Genomic DNA, 17,823 nt, shown 5'->3' on the forward strand with positions numbered 1-17,823 from the left:
GATGGTTTTATGGTGCGCGATGAGCTGATTCGGCTTGTGGAGAGGATTATGGCGGGCGAGGGGAGTGAACGTGAGCATGACGGGCTCGTTGATCTCTTGGAGAGGAGTGTCCGCCACCCCCGGGTGCTTGATCTGATTTATTACTCGGACCCGCCGTTGACCGCTGAGGAAGTGGTGGATGAGGCGCTTGCCTACCGGCCGATCGAAATGTGAATAATTGGATGCTGTTTGGTGTGTTCCCCGCTCTCGGAGAACTCGGACACCCTTTCAGAGACGCAACAGCGCGAGAGTTGTTCCGGCAGCTGACATTAGGAGGCCCGCAATGGTCAGAGCCACGCCCCTGAAGCGGAAATTGGTCGTCGTGAGGCCCCGCTGGGTTACGGAGGGCATGGTCAGGCTGGTGGAGCCGGTGAGGCGGCGGTAGATGCGCTCGGACCTTGCGCGGGCCAGGGCTGCTTGTGAGTCGGCGGCGCCGCCGATGTTGAAGACGAGACGCACGCCGAAGACGATCGTCGCCAGGCCGCCTATTGCGATCACGATGGGGATTGCTATGTGCATGATGCGTCATCGTATCGGCGTGGCGCGTGGGGATATGACGCCCGCACCGCCTGCCACTGCCCGCCTCCGGCCTTAGTTCGTCCGGAATTTGGTCGTTTACTTCGTCTGTCGGCCTGGTCAGTGCATGACCCTTGTGGACGGATGGCCCCGGCACACTCCCTCGCTCAGAAGAGAGGCCGTCATGCGCACATCCCGAGCAGTACTCGGCATTGCCGCCGGGCTGGGTGCCGTCGCGTTCACGCTCGGATCCGGGGCCGCGGCTCAGGCACACGTGCCGCAGCCGCTCTCCGGGCCCGCCGCCGGGAAGGTTGTCGTGGACGTCGGGTCCGCAGCAGAACTGCCCGGCATCGGGTCCTCCGCCAGACCCGCCGCGGACACCGTCTACCGCACGCCCGCCTTCACGAACAACCTCGGCAACCAGTGTCTCGACGGCGACCGCAACACGATCCCCAACGACGGCGCCAAGGTGCAGCTCTGGGGCTGCAACAGCTGGGACAACCAGAGCTGGTACTGGACGCCCGTGCCCAACCAGCCCACCGGCCGCTACACCATCCAGAACGGTTACCGGTCGCAGTGCCTCGACGGCGACCTCAACACCATTCCCAGCAACGGGGCCAAGGTCCAGCTCTGGAGCTGCAACGGCTGGACCAACCAGATCTGGGTGTGGAACGGCACCAATCTGCAGAACGCCCAAGGCAGTCAGTGCCTCGACGGCGACACCAACACCATTCCCAACAACGGTGCCAAAGTGCAGCTCTGGGCCTGCAACGGCTGGACCAATCAGAAGTGGGTCTTCCACTAGGCGCTCTCCCCACAGTTAGGCGCTCTCCTCACGAGTAGGCGCTCTCCTCACGGGCCGCTGCCGGTCCTCGCCGGCGGCGCGCCCCGCGTCCCGCGCCCCCTCTGCCGCCCTTCCGCCCGGACCCCGCCGGTGGGAAACTGCCGCGTATGCGGGCATTGAGGCGCCTACGGGGACGATCGGTGCTGTGTGCAGCTGGTGCGGTGGTGCTCACCGGCACCGCGGCGATGGGGCTCGCCGGCTGCCGGCAGGAAGGGCCCGGCGGGCTGGACTCCGTCGTCGTGGCCGTGAACGCCGACAAGCGGGCCACCGCCCGCCTGGAGCACGACGGCTACCCCGTCCAGTGGCTCACCTGCACGGGCAAGGCCGAGGACCCCGGCGTCACGGAGAAGGGCTCGCCGCGGCCCGTCACCGCCGTCGGGGTCGACTGCGACGGCCGCACCAGCGGCGGGCAGAAGATCATCGTCTTCGGACGCGTGACCGGGCTCTACGACGACTCCTGCGTCCAGGGGAAGTTCACCGCCAAGGTCGACGGGAAGACCGCCTTCACCGCGAGCGTCCTCGGTGACTGTTCGGGGAGCGGCGTCACCAACGGCGGCGGCAGCGGGGGCGACAAGCCCACCGGCAACAACGGCCACGACAACGGTCACGACAACGGCCACGACGGCAGCCACGACACCGGCCACGACGGCAGCAAGGGCGACAAAAGCTGGCAGGACGGGCATCACCAGTCCAAGTAGAGGCCCGCCCCGCACCCCCGCTTACCCTTGGTCCCATGCCCGAAGAGTCCCCGCTCATCAAGAGCCTGCGTGCGGCCGTCGACGCCGCGCCCGACGATGTGCCCCTGCGCCTGCACCTCGCCCAGCTCCTTCTCGAAGCGGGGTTCAGCCAGGAGGCGATATCCCAGGTCGCCGCGGCCCTGCAGCGGGAACCCGGCAACGCGGAGGCGCAGGCCCTGATCGCCCGCGCCGTCGCCCCACCGGTCACCGCCCCCGCCACGGCCCCGCCCGCCCCGGCCCCCGTCGAAGCCCCGGCCCCCGCCCCCGCCCCCGCGGAAGCCCCCGCCGAAGCCTCCCGCTACGACTGGAAGCAGGCCGAGGACGAGCTCTCCGACGTCATCCCTCCCCGCTTCGTAGAGACAGAAGAAACGGCAGGAACGGCAGGGGAGAAGTCCCCGCCCCTCTCCGCCCACGGCGACGACGACCCCGCCGGCTCCGGCGCCTGGGAGGTCGAGACCGCCGGCCTCTCGCTCGCCGACGTCGGCGGCATGGAGCAGGTCAAGGAGCGCCTGGAGGCCGCCTTCCTCGCCCCCATGCGCAACCCCGAGCTCCGCAAGCTCTACGGCAAGAGCCTGCGCGGCGGTCTCCTCATGTACGGGCCGCCCGGCTGCGGCAAGACGTACATCGCCCGCGCCGTCGCCGGCGAGCTGGGCGCGCGCTTCATGACGGTCAGCATCACCGACGTCCTCGACATGTGGATCGGCAACTCGGAGCGCAATCTGCGCGAGCTCTTCGAGACGGCCCGGCGCAACGCCCCGTGCGTCGTCTTCCTCGACGAGCTGGACGCCCTCGGCGCCAAGCGCAGCCAGATCCGTCACTCCGGCCTGCGCACCACGGTCAACCAGCTGCTGACCGAGCTGGACGGCGTGGACTCCCACGCCAACGAGGGCCTGTTCGTGCTCGCCGCCACCAACCACCCCTGGGACGTCGACCCCGCCCTGCGCCGCCCCGGCCGCCTCGACCGCACCGTCCTGGTGCTGCCGCCGGACGAGCCCGCCCGCGAGTCGATCCTGCGCCACCACCTGAAGGACCGCCCGATCGCCCGCATCGACCTGCGCAAGCTGGTCAAGCGCACGGACGGGTTCTCCGGCGCGGACCTGCGCCACCTGTGCGAGAGCGCGGCCGAGCGCGCCCTGATGGACTCGGTCCGCACGGGCCGGGCCCGCATGATCGAGACCGATGACCTGCTCGGGGCCCTCGCCCAGCTCCGGCCCTCGACCGGCCCCTGGTTCAACTCGGCACGCAGCGTCGCGCAGTTCGCCAACGAGGGCGGCCAGTACGACGAGCTCCTCGCGTACCTGAAGAAGAAGAGGATGCTCTGAACGTGAGCGACACCCCCTACGGCGGCGGGCACCCGAACGTGGCCCGTGCCGAGGCGCTGCTGACCGTCGGCCGGGTCGAGGACGCCTGTGACCTCCTGACCAGGCACACGAAGGAGGTCTCCCACCGGGACGCCGACGTCTACGCCCTGCTCGCCTGCTGCTTCTTCCGGATGAGGAAGTGGCCCGCGTCGCTGGTCATGGCGGAGTCCGCGCTCAGCATCAACCCGTCCCACACCGACGGTCACATCTACCGCAGCGAGGCGCTGTGGCGCCTCGGCCGTGCGGACGAGGCCGTCACCGCGGCCCGCGAGGCGATACGGATCTCGCCGGACCACCAGACGCCCTACCAGTCGCTGGCCGCGGCCCTGCGCGCGACGGGGGACCTCGACGGGGCGCTGGCGGCCGCGAACGAGTCCGTGCGCGTCAGCCCGGAGTCCGTGAACGCGCACTTCGCCCGGTACGCCGTCCTGCTGGACATGGGGGACAAGACCGGCGCGCAGCAGGTGATGCGCGACGTCCTGAGCTTCGCCCCCGAGGACGCGGACGCGCGCGCCGTGCTCGCCGGGCTCAAGGACGACGCCCGCGAGGCCAAGCTGCCGGAGCTGGCGAAGGAGTACGCGGCGGCGCTGGGCACCGACCCGGGCAACGCGTACGTCGCCGCCAAGCTGGAGGACGTGGCCCTGCGGCTGGTGCGCCGCACCCGCTGGGTCGCGCTGCTCTGCCTGGTGTACGCGGCCGTCGTCTCGCGGGCCTTCCCGACCGGCGACGACCCGGTGTCCCTGCCCGCGCCGCTCGGCCCCCGCATGTGGTTCTTCTTCCTGATGTGCGCGGGCTGGGCGGTGTGCGTGTGGCGCACGTACTTCACGCTGCCGAAGGGCGCCCAGCTCACCCTGGTGTCGGTGATCCGGCGGGCCTTCGCGGCGAAGCTGGCCGTGGCGCACTCGCTGTGGGGCACGCTCTGCGCGGTGCTGCTCGTGACCGTGCCCTGGGCGGACCGGGGCTGGGAGCAGGCGCTGGTGTGGGCCGGCGGCGTGCCCGTCGTGCTCGCTATGTGGTACGGCGCAGCCCGGCGGCGGAACGAGCGCGAGGCCGCCGAGAAGGCGAAGGACAAGCGGCTGAAGGCCGCCCGCGAGAAGGAATCGGAGGCTGCCCGGTAACATCCGGACCGTAGGAGCCGACGAGCCGACGACCCGTGAGGAGCCCACCGGTGGCGGGAGAACCGCAGGCGGACTGCCTGTTCTGCAAGATCGTCAAGGGGGAGGTGCCGGCGACGGTCGTCAAGGAGACGGAGACCACCGTCGCCTTCCGCGACATCAACCCCCAGGCGCCCGTGCACGTCCTGGTCATCCCCAAGGTGCACTACCCGGACGCGGCCACCCTCGCCGCGGCCGAGCCCACCGTCGCCGCGGACGTGCTGCGGACCGCGGGCGAGGTGGCCCTGCAGGAGAACGGGGACAAGGGCTTCCGCATCGTCTTCAACACCGGCGCCGGCGCGGGCCAGACCGTCTTCCACGCGCACGCCCACGTCCTCGGCGGCCGCGGCTTCAACTGGCCGCCCGGCTAGGCCCGGCCGGGAAGCGTCTCTTGTCCGTCCGCGAACTCGTCGTCCTGGGCACCGCCAGTCAGGTGCCCACGCGCCACCGCAACCACAACGGCTACGTCCTGCTCTGGGACGGCGAAGGCCTGCTCTTCGACCCGGGCGAGGGCACGCAGCGGCAGATGCTGCGCGCCGGGGTGGCCGCGCACGACCTGAACCGGCTGTGCGTCACCCACTTCCACGGCGACCACTCCCTCGGCCTCGCCGGGGTGATCCAGCGCATCAACCTCGACCAGGTGCCGCACCCGGTCACCGCGCATTACCCGCGCAGCGGCCGGCGCTTCTTCGACCGCCTGCGGTACGCCACCGCCTACCGGGAGACGGTGCAGCTGACCGAGGAGCCCGTCTCCGGCCGGGGCGGGGTGCTGGCCGAGGGGCCCTCGTACGTCCTGGAGGCGCGCAAGCTCTCGCATCCGGTCGAGTCCTACGGCTACCGCCTGGTCGAGCCCGACGGGCGGCGGATGCTGCCCGAGCGGCTCGCCGCGCACGGCATCGGCGGGCCGGACGTCGGCCGGCTGCAGCGCGAGGGGGCGGTCGGCGGGGTCACGCTGGACGAGGTGAGCGAGGTGCGGCGCGGGCAGCGGTTCGCGTTCGTGATGGACACCCGGCTGTGCGACGGGGTGTACGAGCTGGCCGAGGGCTGCGACATGCTCGTCATCGAGTCGACGTTCACCGACGAGGACGAGGCCCTCGCCGCCGACCACGGCCACCTGACCGCCGGCCAGGCCGGCCGGGTCGCCGCCGGCGCGGGCGTCCGCCACCTGGTGCTGACGCACTTCTCGCAGCGCTACGACGACCCCGCGGTCTTCGAGCGGCAGGCCCGTGCGGGCGGCTTCGAGGGCGAGCTCACGGTGGCCCGGGACCTGATGCGGGTGCCGGTGCCGAAGCGGCGCCGGCCGCCGGCAAAGGCGGACCGGCGAGGCCGCACCGGGCCGGAGCACCGGTGAAGCCTCGCCGGCCGCAAGGCCCTACGGCAGGAAGTACATCGGGTTCGGCAGCTTGTACGTGTGCTGGGCGTAGCCGCCCTGCAGGTCGCTGTACTGGTCGCCGAAGTTGGCGACGATGCGGTAGCCCTGGGACTCGATGTGCTTGCGCGTGCCCGACTTGTACTCGACGGTCGTGCAGGTGGCGCCGCACGGCAGGTACGCCGGCGGCGTCTTCTTGTTCTTCAGGAAGAAGTGCGCGGTGTCGGCGGCGGGCTTGTAGCCGGCGTTCTTGAGGTTGCGCACGCTCCAGTCGCGCTGGTGCTCGTCGCGCCCGGTGACGAAGAAGACCGTGATGCCCTTGGACTGCGCCCAGTTGACGAGCTGCGGCATGCCGAAGACCGGGGCCATGTCGGTGGACTTCAGGTAGGCGTCCTGCGACTCGGGCGTGAAGTGGAAGCCCTGCTGGAGCTCGTAGTTGTAGGTCAGCAGGGTGGTGTCGTCCACGTCCAGGACGATGGCGGGCTTGGCGGCGCCCTTCTTGTCCGCGTGGTTGCGGACGGCCTTCTCCAGCTGCGCCTTCGCCTTCTTCTCGATGTCGGCGACCTGCTTGGCGTAGTTGCTGTCCGCCGACGCGTAGTGCTGGCCCTTCTTGTCGGTGGTGTCGCCGTAGTAGGCCTTGATCTTGTCCGTCACCTTGGTGAGGTTCGGGATCTCCTTGTCCGTGCGCGGCACGGAGTGCTCGGCGCTGGCGGCGCCGGCCGTGTAGAGGCCGGCGCCGACGGCGAGTGCGGCACCCGCCGCGGCGATGCGGGCGCGCTTGGACGCGAGGCTGAGCTGCACGTGTGTACTCCTGAGTAGCAAAGGGCGGTGCAGCGCGAAGCTAGGGCCTTGGCGGGTGCAGGTCAAGCATGGTCTACGCGGGTAGGGGCGTGGCGTTTCCTCCCGGGCGCCTGGCGCCCCGCCCGGCCCGCTCCAGGATGCGGGCCGCCACCGCCGGCGAGTCGACCAGCGGGTGCAGGGCCAGGGCGCGCAGCGCCGCGTCGTGGTCCTCGTGCACCGCCGCCGCGATCGTCGCCCGCTCCACGGCCTTGAGCTGCAGCATCAGCCCCAGCTGGTCCTCGCGCAGCGGCGCGCACGGCAGCGGCAGGGCGCCCTGCCCGCCCACCTCGCACACCGTCTCGATGATGGCGTCCGGGGCCAGCCCGGGGACGGTGGAGCCGTTGGGGACGTTGAGGATCAGGCGGGTGGGCTCGTCCCGGGCGACGGCCCGCATCAGCGCGAGCGCCACCTTGTCGTAGCCGCCGCCGTCCAGGTCGCAGGAGTCCCGCTGCCAGCCGCCGCTCGCCGCGCGGCTCTCGGCCATGTAGGTGGACTCGCGCTGCAGCCGGGTGCGCTCCCACAGCTCGTACGAACGGTGCGGCGCGGCCGCCGCCTCCATGAAGAAGCCGCTCTGCTGCTCGTCGAGGAACTGGCCCCGGGTCTCCGGCGACTCCAGCACCGAGCGGAGCGTCTCCCGGCGGAAGTAGTAGTAGTGGAGGTATTCGTTCGGGAGGGAGCCCAGGGCGCGCAGCCAGTCCGCGCCGAAGAGCTTGCCCTCCTCGAAGGAGCCGAGGGCCTCGTCGTCCGCGAGCAGACGCGGCAGCAGGTCCTCGCCGTCGAGGTACAACGATCTGAGCCAGCCCAGGTGGTTGAGGCCCACGTAGTCGAACGTCACCCGATCGGGGTCGGCTCCCGCGGCGCGTGCGGCGCGCCGCACCAGCCCGACGGGGGAGTCGCAGATGCCGATGACGCGCCGGCCCAGGACGGCCGACATCGCCTCCGTCACCATCCCCGCGGGGTTGGTGAAGTTGATGACCCACGCGCGGGGCGCGACCGCCGCCACCCGCTCGGCGATCTCCAGGGCGACCAGCACCGTGCGCAGCCCGTAGAGGACCCCGCCCGCGCCGACCGTCTCCTGGCCCAACACCCCTTCGCTCAGGGGGATCCGCTCGTCCAGCACCCGGCCGGCCGTGCCGCCGACGCGGATCGCGGAGAACACGAAGTCGGTGCCGCGCAGCGCGTCGTCCAGGTCGTTCGCGATGCGCACGGAGGGGGCGCCGGGCACCCCTTCGGCCTGGGCCGCCAGCACCGAGGAGATCACTCTCATGCGCATGGAATCGGTGTCGTAGAGCACGAGTTCCGTACAGCGGCCCGGAGTGCCGCGCCGCGCGTCGTCAAGGAGGGCCCGGTGCACCAGAGGCACCCGGAACCCGCCACCGCCGAGAATCGTCAGCCTCATATTCCGGAAGGTACCCCAGCATCGGGCACACTGTCCGGATCCGCACCCCGTGAGAGGAGCAGCGAGCGCGTATGACGACCTCTTCGCCCCACTCGGCACCCCGGAAGGACCTACGGAACGGATCCCCCTGCCCGGGCGGGCACGCACAGGCCAAGGGGGGCCGCGAGGGATACGAGGCCTTCGAGGGGTTCCGTGGGGCGGCGGCCCCCGTCCTCGACCCGCTGGCGGAGGTCCGCTCGGAGGACGACCCGCCCACCGACGTGTATCTGACCGGAACGGTCTTCCTGGACATCATCTTCACGGGCCTGGACTCGGCGCCCGTGCGGGGCACGGAGTCCTGGGCGCGGGGCATGGGGTCGAGCCCCGGCGGCATCGCCAACATGGCCACCGCCCTGGCCCGGCTGGGCCTGCGCACCTCCCTCGCGGCGGCCTTCGGGGACGACATGTACGGCGAGTACTGCTGGGAGGCGCTCGCGCAAGGGGAGGGGATCGATCTCGGCCTCTCCCGCACGGTGCCCGGCTGGCACTCTCCCGTGACCGTCTCCATGGCCTACGAGGGCGAGCGGACGATGGTCTCCCACGGTCACGAGGCGCCGCCGCCCGGTGACGGCAGCGGCGTGCCTGCCCCCGAGTGCCCGCCCGCCTCGCGGGCCTGCGTCGCCCTGCTCGTGCCCGGCCGCGAGGAGGAGTGGATCGCCCGCGCCGCCGCCCGCGGCAGCAAGGTCTTCGCCGACGTCGGCTGGGACGAGACGGGCCGCTGGGACCCGGCCGGCCTCGCGGACCTGGAGCACTGCGAGGCCTTCCTGCCCAACGCGGAGGAGGCCATGCGCTACACCCGCACCGACTGCCCGCGCGCCGCCGCCCGCGCGCTCGCCGAGAAGGTGCCGGTCGCGGTCGTCACCATGGGGGAGAAGGGCGCCTTCGCGGTCGACAGCCGCACCGGGGAGAGCGCCGAGATCCCCGCGATCGCCGTCGAGGCGCTCGACCCCACCGGCGCCGGCGACGTCTTCGTGGCGGGCTTCGTCACGGGCACCCTGGCCGGCTGGCCGCTCGCCGACCGGCTGGCCTTCGCCGGCCTCACGGCCGCCCTGTCCGTACAGGAATTCGGGGGGTCGCTGTCCGCTCCCGGGTGGGTGGAGATCGCCGCCTGGTGGAAGCACGTGCGCTCCTACGACGACCAGGCCCCGGCCGTCCGCCGCCGCTACGCCTTCCTCGACGGGCTGCTGCCCGCGGCGGCCCGGCCCTGGCCGCTGCGCCGGGCGGTGCCCACGCTGGGCTTCCGCCGGGCGTAGCCGCCGCCCGCGGGCCCGTGCGCGGAGCGGGAAAAGCCCTCGGGCCGGGGGAGCCGCCGTCGTACCCTGGTAGTCCAGGGATCTCCGCACACAGGAAACACACAGGAACGCAGAAAAGAGGCGATGAGCAGGCCAGAGGGCCGGCCCATGACTCAGACACCCACACGACCGCAGGCGACGGCGCAGTTCACGGTCCCGGCCAAGCACCCCATGGTGACGGTCCTGGGCTCCGGTGACTCCCTCCTGCGCGTCATCGAGAGAGCTTTCCCGTCGACGGACATCCACGTACGGGGCAACGAGGTCAGCGCGACGGGCGACGAGCGGGAAGTCGCCCTCGTCCAGCGCCTCTTCGCAGAGATGATGCTGGTGCTCCGCACGGGTGCGCCGATGACGGAGGACGCGGTGGAACGCTCGATCGCCATGCTCAAGAACGAGGAGCAGGGGGCCGAGGCCGAGACGCCCGCCGCGGTCCTGACGCAGAACATCCTCTCCAGCCGCGGTCGCACCATCCGTCCCAAGACGCTCAACCAGAAGCGCTACGTCGACGCGATCGACAAGCACACGGTCGTCTTCGGCATAGGCCCCGCGGGCACCGGCAAGACCTACCTGGCCATGGCCAAGGCGGTCCAGGCCCTGCAGTCGAAGCAGGTCAACCGGATCATCCTGACCCGGCCGGCCGTCGAGGCGGGCGAGCGGCTCGGCTTCCTGCCCGGCACGCTCTACGAGAAGATCGACCCCTACCTGCGCCCGCTCTACGACGCGCTGCACGACATGCTCGACCCCGACTCCATCCCGCGCCTGATGGCCGCAGGGACGATCGAGGTCGCGCCGCTCGCGTACATGCGCGGCCGCACGCTGAACGACGCCTTCATCATCCTGGACGAGGCCCAGAACACCAGCCCCGAGCAGATGAAGATGTTCCTCACCCGGCTCGGCTTCGACTCCAAGATCGTGATCACGGGTGACGTCACCCAGATCGACCTTCCCGGTGGTACGAAGAGCGGCCTGCGCCAGGTCCAGGAGATCCTCGAAGGCGTCGAGGACGTCCACTTCTCGCGCCTCACCAGCAACGACGTCGTCCGGCACAAGCTCGTCGGCCGTATTGTCGACGCGTACGAGCAGTACGACAGCCGAAACGAAAGCACCCCCCGGTAAGAACACGATGGCAATCGACGTCAACAACGAATCCGGCACGGACATCGACGAGCAGGCGATCCTCGACATCGCCCGCTACGCCCTGGCCCGGATGCGCATCCACCCGCTCTCCGAACTCTCGGTCATCGTTGTCGACGCCGAAGCCATGGAGCAGCTCCACATCCAGTGGATGGACCTCCCCGGCCCGACCGACGTGATGTCCTTCCCGATGGACGAGCTCCGTCCCCCGGCCAAGGACGACGACGAGCCCCCGCAGGGCCTGCTGGGCGACATCGTCCTGTGCCCGGAGGTCGCGAAGCAGCAGGGCGAGGACGCGCCGACCCGGCACTCCATGGACGAGGAGCTCCAGCTGCTCACCGTCCACGGCGTCCTCCACCTGCTCGGCTACGACCACGAGGAGCCCGACGAGAAGGCCGAGATGTTCGGCCTCCAGGCCGCCATCGTCGACGGCTGGCGCGCCGAGCGCGGGATCGAGGGGCCCTCCCCGGCTCCGACGATCACGTGACCGGCCGGCTGATCGCGGCCGCGGTCCTGCTCCTCGTCGTGGCCTGGCTCGCCGCCTGCGCCGAGGCCGGCCTCGCGCGGACCACCCGGTTCCGCGCCGAGGAGGCCGTCCGGTCCGGGCGGCGGGGCAGCGCCCGGCTGCTGGCGGTCGCCGCCGACCCCACGCGCTACCTCAACGTGGCCCTGCTCGTCCGCGTCGCGTGCGAGATGGCGGCGGGCGTGCTCGTCACGTACGTCTGCCTGCAGGGGTTCGACAAGACGTGGCAGGCGCTGACCGTCGCGATCGCCGTCATGGTCCTCGTCTCCTACGTGGCCGTGGGCGTCTCCCCGCGCACCATCGGCCGCCAGCACCCGCTGGGCACCGCCACCGCGGCCGCCTACGTGCTGCTGCCGCTGGCCCGGATCATGGGGCCGGTGCCGCAGCTGCTGATCCTCATCGGCAACGCCCTCACCCCCGGCAAGGGCTTCCGCAAGGGCCCCTTCGCCTCCGAGGCCGAGCTGCGGGCCATGGTCGACCTCGCCGAGCAGGAGTCGCTGATCGAGGACGACGAGCGGCGCATGGTCCACTCCGTCTTCGAGCTCGGCGACACCCTCGTGCGCGAGGTGATGGTGCCGCGCACCGACCTCGTCGTCATCGAGCGCGGCAAGACCATCCGCCAGGCCCTCACGCTGGCCCTGCGCTCCGGCTTCTCCCGGATCCCGGTCACCGGCGAGAGCGAGGACGACATCGTGGGCGTCGTCTACCTCAAGGACCTCGTCCGCAAGACGCACATCAGCCGTGACGCGGAGTCCGAGCTGGTCTCGACCGCGATGCGGCCCGCCGTCTTCGTGCCCGACACCAAGAACGCCGGCGACCTGCTGCGGGAGATGCAGCAGCAGCGCAACCACTGCGCCGTCGCCATCGACGAGTACGGCGGCACGGCCGGCATCGTCACCATCGAGGACATCCTGGAAGAGATCGTCGGCGAGATCACCGACGAGTACGACCGCGAGCTGCCGCCGGTGGAGGAGCTCGGCGACGGCCGCTACCGGGTGACCGCCCGGCTCGACCTCGGCGACCTCGGCGAGCTCTACGGCCTCGGCGAGCTGGACGACGAGGACGTCGAGACGGTGGGCGGCCTGCTGGCGAAGTCCCTGGGCCGGGTGCCGATCGCGGGCGCGGTGGCCGAGGTGGACCTCGCGGAGTACGGGCTGGGCGAGCCGGGCGGCGTCACGGGCCTGCGCCTGACGGCGGAGGCGGCGGCGGGCCGGCGCAACCGCATCGTGACGGTTCTGGTCGAGCCCGTCCGCTGATCCCGTGGCCGCTCACCCGGAGCCCCCTGCGTTCGCGCGGGGGGCTTTGTGAGCATTTCGTATCAGGAGCGGCCCGACGGGGCGATTCGGGAACCCCGGGCCCCGATTCGCTCATCTGCAGGCACAGAACTGACCGCCTTTGTCTGCCGGAGCACCACGATGACGAATCCCTCCACCGGGGTCTACCAGTCCCACGGACGCCGCCGTGCCCGCCGATGGCTCGTCGGGGTGGCGTCGGTCGCCACGCTCGGCCTGGTCGCCTGGCCGGTGATGAGCTACTTCGAGATCCCGCCGTTCTCCGACAAGGGCGAACCCGTCAGCTACGGCCAGGCCGGGGGTGCGAACGGGGGCAAGGGCGGCGACGCGAAGACGCTCATGCCCACGGGCCCGCAGGCGGACTTCAAGAACGCCAAGACGCTCTCCGACGGCACCAAGGTCAGCGTCGTCACCCTGGACGGCAAGAAGTCCGGGTTCAAGGGCAAGGTGTGGGTGTGGGCGCCCAAGGAGTACACCGAGGACCCCAAGTTCGCCTCCAGCGGCTTCCCCGTCATGATCGCCCTGCCCGGCGGCCCCGGGAACGACAGCAACTACTGGTCGGTCGGCGAGTTCGGCCCGGACAAGCTGTCGCTGGAGAAGAGCGTCTCCAAGTGGTACCAGGAGGGCAAGAGCAAGCCGTTCCTGCTGGCCATGCCGATCCTCAACCCCGGCCCGGACGACAAGGGCATCTACTGGGACGCCAGTGACATCCCCGGCCAGCAGAAGATGGGCACCTGGCTGACCGAGGACGTCCCGGACCTGATGAAGGCCAACTTCCGCACGATCAAGTCCCGGGACGGCTGGAGCTACATGGGCTCCTCCACCGGCGGCTTCGCGAGCCTGAAGTCCGTGCTGAAGCACCCCGACAAGTTCAAGACCGCGATCGCCAACGGCCCGGACATCGTGCCCGACTCGCCGCTGTGGCGCGGCCACGAGAAGGAGAAGGCGGAGAACAACCCCGAGGTGCTGGCCAAGCAGCTGGCGGCCGCCAAGGGGCCGGACGTCTACATCGCGTTCCAGTACGGGACGAAGGAGAACGCCAAGATGATCTCCGACGTCAAGAAGTTCACCGCCACCTACGGCAAGGGCCCGGTCCACACCAAGACCTGGGAGATACCCGGCGGCACCCACAACGGCGCCACGTACCTCAAGAACATGGAAGAGCCCATGAAGTGGATCAGTGACCAGATGGAGGGGCCGACGCCCTCCTCCTGACCCCGCTGACCCCGCCCCGGTCCCGCGCACGCAGCACGCCGGAAGCGGCGGGGGGGGCGGGGGGGGGCCGGCCCCCCCCCGCGGGGCGCCCCCCCGGGGGGGGCGCCCCCCCCCCCCCCGGGCCCCGCCCCCCCCCCCCCGCCCCGGCCCCCCCCCCCCCCCCCCCGCGGCGGGGGGGCCGGCCCCCCCCCCCCCCCCCCGCCGCTTCCGGCGCCACGGGCGGGATCACACGGCGCGCCGCTTCCGCAGGCCCACCGCGACGGCCGCGGCCACCACGACGACGATCAGGGCGTCGACGCCCAGGCCCAGGCGGACACCGCCCAGCGTCGCCGCCGCGAAGTCCGAGCCGCCCTCGGAGAGGGTGGCGCTCCGCGCCGTGGCCACCGCGCTGAGCAGCGGGATCCCGATCGTCATGCCGATCTGCTGGGAGCTGGTCACCAGCCCCGTGGCCAGCCCCTGCTCGGTGTCCGGCAGGCCCGAGGTGGCCGTCACCCCGTAGGCGACGATCGCCCACAGGTGCCCGACGCAGCCGATGCTCGCCGCCACCAGCGCCAGCCACGCGCCGGAGGAGTCGCGGCCCAGGCCGAGCAGCGCGGCCGTGAAGACGGCCTGGACGGCCAGGCCGGCGAGGAGGGTGGTGCGGGCGCCGAAGCGGGCGATGACCCGCGGCGCGGTGATGCCGGCGACGGCGGCGAAGACGCCCTGCACGCCGAAGACGAGCCCGGTGTAGAAGGCCGAGAGCTCCAGCACCTCCTGCAGGTACAGCGTGAGCAGGAAGATGACGGTGCTCATCATCGCGAAGGTCGTCAGGCCCGCCAGGTTCCCCCAGGCGACCGTCGGCCGCCGCAGCATCGGCAGGGAGACGAGCGGCTCCGCGGCGCGCGACTCCACGACGACGAAGGCGGCCAGCAGCACGGCGCCCAGCACGAGCGAGACGAGGACGTCCGCGCCGCCGAAGCCCCGCTGGGCCGCGGTCGACAGGCCGTAGATGAGGGCCAGCAGGCCACCGGTGACGGTCACCGCGCCCGGGATGTCGATCCGGGGCCGAGCGGCGGGCCGGGACTCGGTGAGCAGGCCCGGCGCGAGGGCGAGGATCGCGACGCCGGCCACGGCCAGCAGGCCCATCGTCGAGCGCCAGCCCAGCGTGTCGGTCATGACGCCGCCGAGCACCATGCCGATGGTGAAGCCCAGGGACATCAGCGTCCCGCTGATGCCGAGGGCGCGCTCGCGCTGCGGCCCCTCCGCGAAGGTCGTGGTCAGCAGGGACATGCCGGTCGGCACGATGACGGCCGCGCCGAGTCCCTGCAGGGCCCGTCCGGCGAGGAAGACGGCCGGGGCCCAGGCGAGCGTGGCGAGCACGGAGGCCGCGGCGAAGAGCGCGAGGCCGGCCAGGAAGACGCGCCGCCGCCCGTAGAGGTCGGCGATCCGGCCGGAGAGCAGCAGGAAGCCGCCGGACGGCAGGGCGAACGCGGTCACCGCCCACTGCAGGTCCGCCTGGCCCATGCCCAGGTCGTCCCCGAGGACGGGCAGGGCCACGTTCAGGATGGAGAAGTCGAGGGCCACGATGAACTGGGCGGCGCACAGCACCAGCAGGACCAGCTTGTCGCGGGCGGACATGGCCGGCCGGGCGGACGCGTCGGACGGGACGGAAGGGGAGGAGGGGGACGTACGGGGAGGGGAGTCGATCGCCATGCGGCAAGCTTCCGGCGCGCGGAAGAAACGTGGGGAGAGCGTGCTTATGGTGGTGGCCGCACCACCAGGCAAGGGGGAGAGTTGACCGTACAGATGCGTCGCCGCCAGGAGCTGCGCGACTTCCTGATGAGCCGTCGGGCACGGGTGTCGCCGTCCGACGTGGGCCTGCCGGACGGCGGGGGCCGCCGTCGCACGCCGGGGCTGCGCCGGGAGGAGGTCGCGGTCCTCGCGGGCGTGGGCGCCTCCTGGTACCAGTGGCTGGAGCAGGGGCGGGACATCACCGTCTCGCCGCAGGTGCTGGACGCCGTGGCGGGCGTGCTGAAGCTGAGCGGTGACGAGCGGCGCCACCTCTACGTGCTGGCCGGGCTGAACCCGCCGCTGCCGGAGTCCCCGTACGACCCGGACTACCTGTGCGAGGGCCTGCAGCGGCTGATCGACGGCTGGATGCCCTACCCGGCGCACATCATGGACCCGTACTGGAACCTGGTCGCCTTCAACGACTCGGCCCGCATCGTCATCGGCTTCCGCCGGCGGCCGCGGCCGAACTGCCTGGTCGACTTCTTCACCGACCCCGCCTACCGGGCCCGGGCGGCGAACTGGGAGCAGAACGCCCGGCGGGTCGTCGCCCAGTACCGCGCCGCGTGCTCGGAGCGCCCGGACGACGAGGGGTTCCAGGAGGTCGTGGCGGAGGTGTCGGAGGCGAGCCCGGAGTTCCGGGAGCTGTGGGCGCAGGGCGACGTGCAGGCGGGCGGCCAGATGCTCAAGGAGTTCGACCACCCGGTGGCCGGGGCGCTGTACCTGGAGAGCACGACGCTGCGCGTCCCGGCCCGGCCGGACCTGACGATCGTCATGCACAACCCGGTGGCGGACACGGGGACGGCCGCGAAGCTGGAGTGGCTCGTCTCGCCGGAGGGCCGGCGGGGAGGGATGTACTCGGTCGCGGGCTGACGGGGGAGCCCTCGGCCGGGGCGGGGAGGCGGGGCTCTTTATGCTCCCCGGTATGACGGAGACGACGCTGGACCCCGAAGACCGCAAGATCATCACCCTGGCCCGCTCCGCGCGCGCCCGCAACGGCGTGCCCGAGGGCGCGGCCGTACGGGACGAGACGGGCCGGACGTACGTGGCCGGGACGGTCGCGCTCGACTCGCTGCGGCTCAGCGCGCTGCGGACCGCGGTCGCCATGGCCGTGGCCAGCGGTGCGAAGTCCCTGGAGGCCGCGGCCGTCGTCGCCGACGCGGAGACGGTCGCCGACGCGGACCGGGCGGCCGTGCGCGACCTGGGCGGCCCGGAGACCCCGGTCCTGCTGGCGGGGCCGGACGGGGCCCTGCGCGCCGCCTTCACCGCGGGCTGACTTTCCCCTGCGGGGGCGGGCGGCGGGGAGCCCGCTGGTCGGCGGGGGCCCGTGGATCGGGGAGAATGTGGAGCATGGACAGCTCTGCCGCCCCCTCCCAGGCCCCTCACCGCGCGGGCTTCGCGTGCTTCGTCGGCCGCCCCAACGCGGGCAAGTCGACCCTGACCAACGCACTGGTGGGGACGAAGGTCGCCATCACCTCCAATCGCCCGCAGACCACGCGGCACACGGTGCGCGGCATCGTGCACCGGCCCGACGCCCAGCTCGTGCTGGTCGACACCCCCGGCCTGCACAAGCCCCGCACGCTGCTGGGCGAGCGGCTCAACGACGTCGTCCGGACCACGTGGGCCGAGGTCGACGTCATCGGCTTCTGCCTCCCCGCCGACCAGAAGCTCGGTCCGGGTGACCGTTTCATCGCCGCCGAGCTGGCCGGGATCAAGAAGACCCCCAAGGTCGCGATCGTCACCAAGACCGACCTGGTGGACTCCAAGGCGCTGGCCGAGCAGCTGATCGCCATCCAGAAGCTGGGCGAGGAGCTCGGCATCGAGTGGCGGGAGATCATCCCGGTGTCGGCCGTCGGCGACAAGCAGGTGGGCCTGCTGGCCGATCTGCTGGTGCCGATGCTGCCGGAGAGCCCGCCGCTCTACCCCGAGGGCGACCTGACCGACGAGCCCGAGCAGGTCATGGTGGCCGAGCTGATCCGCGAGGCCGCGCTGGAGGGCGTGCGGGACGAGCTGCCGCACTCCATCGCCGTCGTGGTCGAGGAGATGCTGCCGCGGGAGGACCGGCCGGCGGACAAGCCGCTGCTGGACATTCACGCGAACGTCTACATCGAGCGCCCCAGCCAGAAGGGCATCATCATCGGCCCGAAGGGTGCCCGCCTCAAGGAGGTGGGCATGAAGTCCCGCAAGCACATCGAGGCGCTCCTGGGTACCCCGGTCTACCTGGACCTTCATGTGAAGGTCGCCAAGGACTGGCAGCGCGACCCCAAGCAGCTCCGGAAGCTGGGGTTCTAGGTCCGGCGGT

The 17,823-nt window shown here is 71.7% G+C and carries 19 protein-coding genes; 15 read left to right on the forward strand and 4 right to left on the reverse strand.

Annotated features, from left to right (window positions below; genetic code table 11):
• The first annotated feature begins 9 nt into the window (after positions 1–9).
• On the forward strand, positions 10–213 hold the full coding sequence (locus ACFZCD_RS25430) for a bacteriocin immunity protein (protein WP_391834590.1): 204 nt from the start codon (positions 10–12) through the stop codon (positions 211–213).
• Between the two features lie 54 nt (positions 214–267).
• Here ACFZCD_RS25430 and ACFZCD_RS25435 read toward each other — a convergent pair whose 3' ends face one another.
• On the reverse strand, positions 268–558 hold the full coding sequence (locus ACFZCD_RS25435; RefSeq protein WP_391834592.1) for a hypothetical protein: 291 nt from the start codon (positions 556–558) through the stop codon (positions 268–270).
• 181 nt (positions 559–739) lie between these two features.
• On the opposite strand from ACFZCD_RS25435, the gene ACFZCD_RS25440 reads away from it, so the two are divergent.
• The 6 genes from ACFZCD_RS25440 (at position 740) to ACFZCD_RS25465 (ending at position 6,002) form a co-directional block, all read left to right on the forward strand.
• A complete protein-coding gene (locus tag ACFZCD_RS25440) occupies positions 740–1,360 on the forward strand; it encodes an RICIN domain-containing protein (RefSeq protein WP_391834594.1) in 621 nt (206 codons plus the stop codon).
• Between the two features lie 179 nt (positions 1,361–1,539).
• Positions 1,540–2,097 carry a hypothetical protein gene (locus tag ACFZCD_RS25445; protein ID WP_391834596.1) on the forward strand — a complete coding sequence of 186 codons (558 nt, stop codon included), beginning with the start codon at positions 1,540–1,542 and terminating at the stop codon, positions 2,095–2,097.
• A gap of 35 nt (positions 2,098–2,132) precedes the next feature.
• A complete protein-coding gene (locus tag ACFZCD_RS25450; protein ID WP_391834598.1) occupies positions 2,133–3,458 on the forward strand; it encodes an ATP-binding protein in 1,326 nt (441 codons plus the stop codon).
• Between the two features lie 2 nt (positions 3,459–3,460).
• Positions 3,461–4,615, forward strand: a complete 1,155-nt coding sequence (locus ACFZCD_RS25455) for a translation initiation factor IF-2 (RefSeq protein ID WP_391834600.1) — start codon at positions 3,461–3,463, stop codon at positions 4,613–4,615.
• A gap of 50 nt (positions 4,616–4,665) precedes the next feature.
• A complete protein-coding gene (locus ACFZCD_RS25460) occupies positions 4,666–5,022 on the forward strand; it encodes a histidine triad nucleotide-binding protein (RefSeq protein WP_391834602.1) in 357 nt (118 codons plus the stop codon).
• Between the two features lie 20 nt (positions 5,023–5,042).
• Positions 5,043–6,002, forward strand: coding sequence for a ribonuclease Z (locus tag ACFZCD_RS25465; RefSeq protein ID WP_391834604.1), 960 nt, complete (start codon positions 5,043–5,045; stop codon positions 6,000–6,002).
• A gap of 21 nt (positions 6,003–6,023) precedes the next feature.
• Here the strand turns inward: ACFZCD_RS25465 and ACFZCD_RS25470 are convergent, their stop codons facing one another.
• Positions 6,024–6,821: an HAD family acid phosphatase gene (locus tag ACFZCD_RS25470; protein ID WP_391834606.1), complete on the reverse strand. Its 798-nt coding sequence runs from the start codon at positions 6,819–6,821 to the stop codon at positions 6,024–6,026.
• 73 nt (positions 6,822–6,894) lie between these two features.
• Entirely contained in the window at positions 6,895–8,259 is a 1,365-nt protein-coding gene (locus ACFZCD_RS25475) for a 6-phospho-beta-glucosidase (RefSeq protein WP_391834608.1), read from the reverse strand.
• 71 nt (positions 8,260–8,330) lie between these two features.
• Here ACFZCD_RS25475 and ACFZCD_RS25480 point away from each other — a divergent pair, with 71 nt between their 5' ends.
• The 5 genes from ACFZCD_RS25480 (at position 8,331) to ACFZCD_RS25500 (ending at position 13,754) form a co-directional block, all read left to right on the forward strand.
• Positions 8,331–9,551, forward strand: a complete 1,221-nt coding sequence (locus ACFZCD_RS25480) for a carbohydrate kinase family protein (RefSeq protein ID WP_391834610.1) — start codon at positions 8,331–8,333, stop codon at positions 9,549–9,551.
• Between the two features lie 147 nt (positions 9,552–9,698).
• Complete coding sequence (locus ACFZCD_RS25485; RefSeq protein WP_391834612.1) at positions 9,699–10,706, forward strand: PhoH family protein; 1,008 nt, start codon at positions 9,699–9,701, stop codon at positions 10,704–10,706.
• Between the two features lie 7 nt (positions 10,707–10,713).
• Positions 10,714–11,211, forward strand: a complete 498-nt coding sequence (gene ybeY, locus ACFZCD_RS25490; RefSeq protein WP_391834614.1) for an rRNA maturation RNase YbeY — start codon at positions 10,714–10,716, stop codon at positions 11,209–11,211.
• Positions 11,208–12,503, forward strand: a complete 1,296-nt coding sequence (locus ACFZCD_RS25495; RefSeq protein ID WP_391834616.1) for a hemolysin family protein — start codon at positions 11,208–11,210, stop codon at positions 12,501–12,503. Before ybeY ends, ACFZCD_RS25495 begins: the two co-directional genes overlap by 4 nt.
• A 159-nt stretch (positions 12,504–12,662) precedes the next feature.
• Positions 12,663–13,754 carry an alpha/beta hydrolase gene (locus ACFZCD_RS25500; RefSeq protein WP_391834618.1) on the forward strand — a complete coding sequence of 364 codons (1,092 nt, stop codon included), beginning with the start codon at positions 12,663–12,665 and terminating at the stop codon, positions 13,752–13,754.
• 225 nt (positions 13,755–13,979) lie between these two features.
• Here the strand turns inward: ACFZCD_RS25500 and ACFZCD_RS25505 are convergent, their stop codons facing one another.
• The gene (locus ACFZCD_RS25505; RefSeq protein ID WP_391834620.1) at positions 13,980–15,446 is read right to left on the reverse strand and encodes an MFS transporter; all 1,467 of its coding nucleotides are present in this window, start codon (positions 15,444–15,446) and stop codon (positions 13,980–13,982) included.
• A gap of 93 nt (positions 15,447–15,539) precedes the next feature.
• Here ACFZCD_RS25505 and ACFZCD_RS25510 point away from each other — a divergent pair, with 93 nt between their 5' ends.
• The 3 genes from ACFZCD_RS25510 (at position 15,540) to era (ending at position 17,813) form a co-directional block, all read left to right on the forward strand.
• On the forward strand, positions 15,540–16,394 hold the full coding sequence (locus ACFZCD_RS25510) for a helix-turn-helix transcriptional regulator (protein WP_391834863.1): 855 nt from the start codon (positions 15,540–15,542) through the stop codon (positions 16,392–16,394).
• Positions 16,395–16,446: 52 nt separating this feature from the next.
• Positions 16,447–16,797 carry a cytidine deaminase gene (locus ACFZCD_RS25515; RefSeq protein ID WP_391834622.1) on the forward strand — a complete coding sequence of 117 codons (351 nt, stop codon included), beginning with the start codon at positions 16,447–16,449 and terminating at the stop codon, positions 16,795–16,797.
• Between the two features lie 74 nt (positions 16,798–16,871).
• Positions 16,872–17,813 (forward strand): GTPase Era, encoded by a 942-nt coding sequence (gene era, locus ACFZCD_RS25520; protein WP_391834624.1) that lies wholly within the window; start codon positions 16,872–16,874, stop codon positions 17,811–17,813.
• The last annotated feature ends 10 nt before the right edge of the window (positions 17,814–17,823 follow it).

Source organism: Streptomyces sp. NPDC008001 (assembly GCF_042958085.1).
Classification (GTDB): Bacteria; Actinomycetota; Actinomycetes; order Streptomycetales; family Streptomycetaceae; genus Streptomyces.

Bases quoted from the DNA above. Each gene is read 5' to 3' on its own strand.
- ACFZCD_RS25440 (WP_391834594.1), top strand. From the start codon at position 740: ATGCGCACATCCCGAGCAGTACTCGGCATTGCCGCCGGGCTGGGTGCC.
- ACFZCD_RS25485 (WP_391834612.1), top strand. From the start codon at position 9,699: ATGACTCAGACACCCACACGACCGCAGGCGACGGCGCAGTTCACGGTC.
- era (WP_391834624.1), top strand. From the start codon at position 16,872: ATGGACAGCTCTGCCGCCCCCTCCCAGGCCCCTCACCGCGCGGGCTTC.
- ACFZCD_RS25480 (WP_391834610.1), top strand. From the start codon at position 8,331: ATGACGACCTCTTCGCCCCACTCGGCACCCCGGAAGGACCTACGGAAC.
- ACFZCD_RS25505 (WP_391834620.1), bottom strand. From the start codon at position 15,446: ATGGCGATCGACTCCCCTCCCCGTACGTCCCCCTCCTCCCCTTCCGTC.
- ACFZCD_RS25500 (WP_391834618.1), top strand. From the start codon at position 12,663: ATGACGAATCCCTCCACCGGGGTCTACCAGTCCCACGGACGCCGCCGT.
- ACFZCD_RS25475 (WP_391834608.1), bottom strand. From the start codon at position 8,259: ATGAGGCTGACGATTCTCGGCGGTGGCGGGTTCCGGGTGCCTCTGGTG.
- ACFZCD_RS25510 (WP_391834863.1), top strand. From the start codon at position 15,540: ATGCGTCGCCGCCAGGAGCTGCGCGACTTCCTGATGAGCCGTCGGGCA.
- ybeY (WP_391834614.1), top strand. From the start codon at position 10,714: ATGGCAATCGACGTCAACAACGAATCCGGCACGGACATCGACGAGCAG.
- ACFZCD_RS25450 (WP_391834598.1), top strand. From the start codon at position 2,133: ATGCCCGAAGAGTCCCCGCTCATCAAGAGCCTGCGTGCGGCCGTCGAC.
- ACFZCD_RS25430 (WP_391834590.1), top strand. From the start codon at position 10: ATGGTGCGCGATGAGCTGATTCGGCTTGTGGAGAGGATTATGGCGGGC.
- ACFZCD_RS25515 (WP_391834622.1), top strand. From the start codon at position 16,447: ATGACGGAGACGACGCTGGACCCCGAAGACCGCAAGATCATCACCCTG.
- ACFZCD_RS25435 (WP_391834592.1), bottom strand. From the start codon at position 558: ATGCACATAGCAATCCCCATCGTGATCGCAATAGGCGGCCTGGCGACG.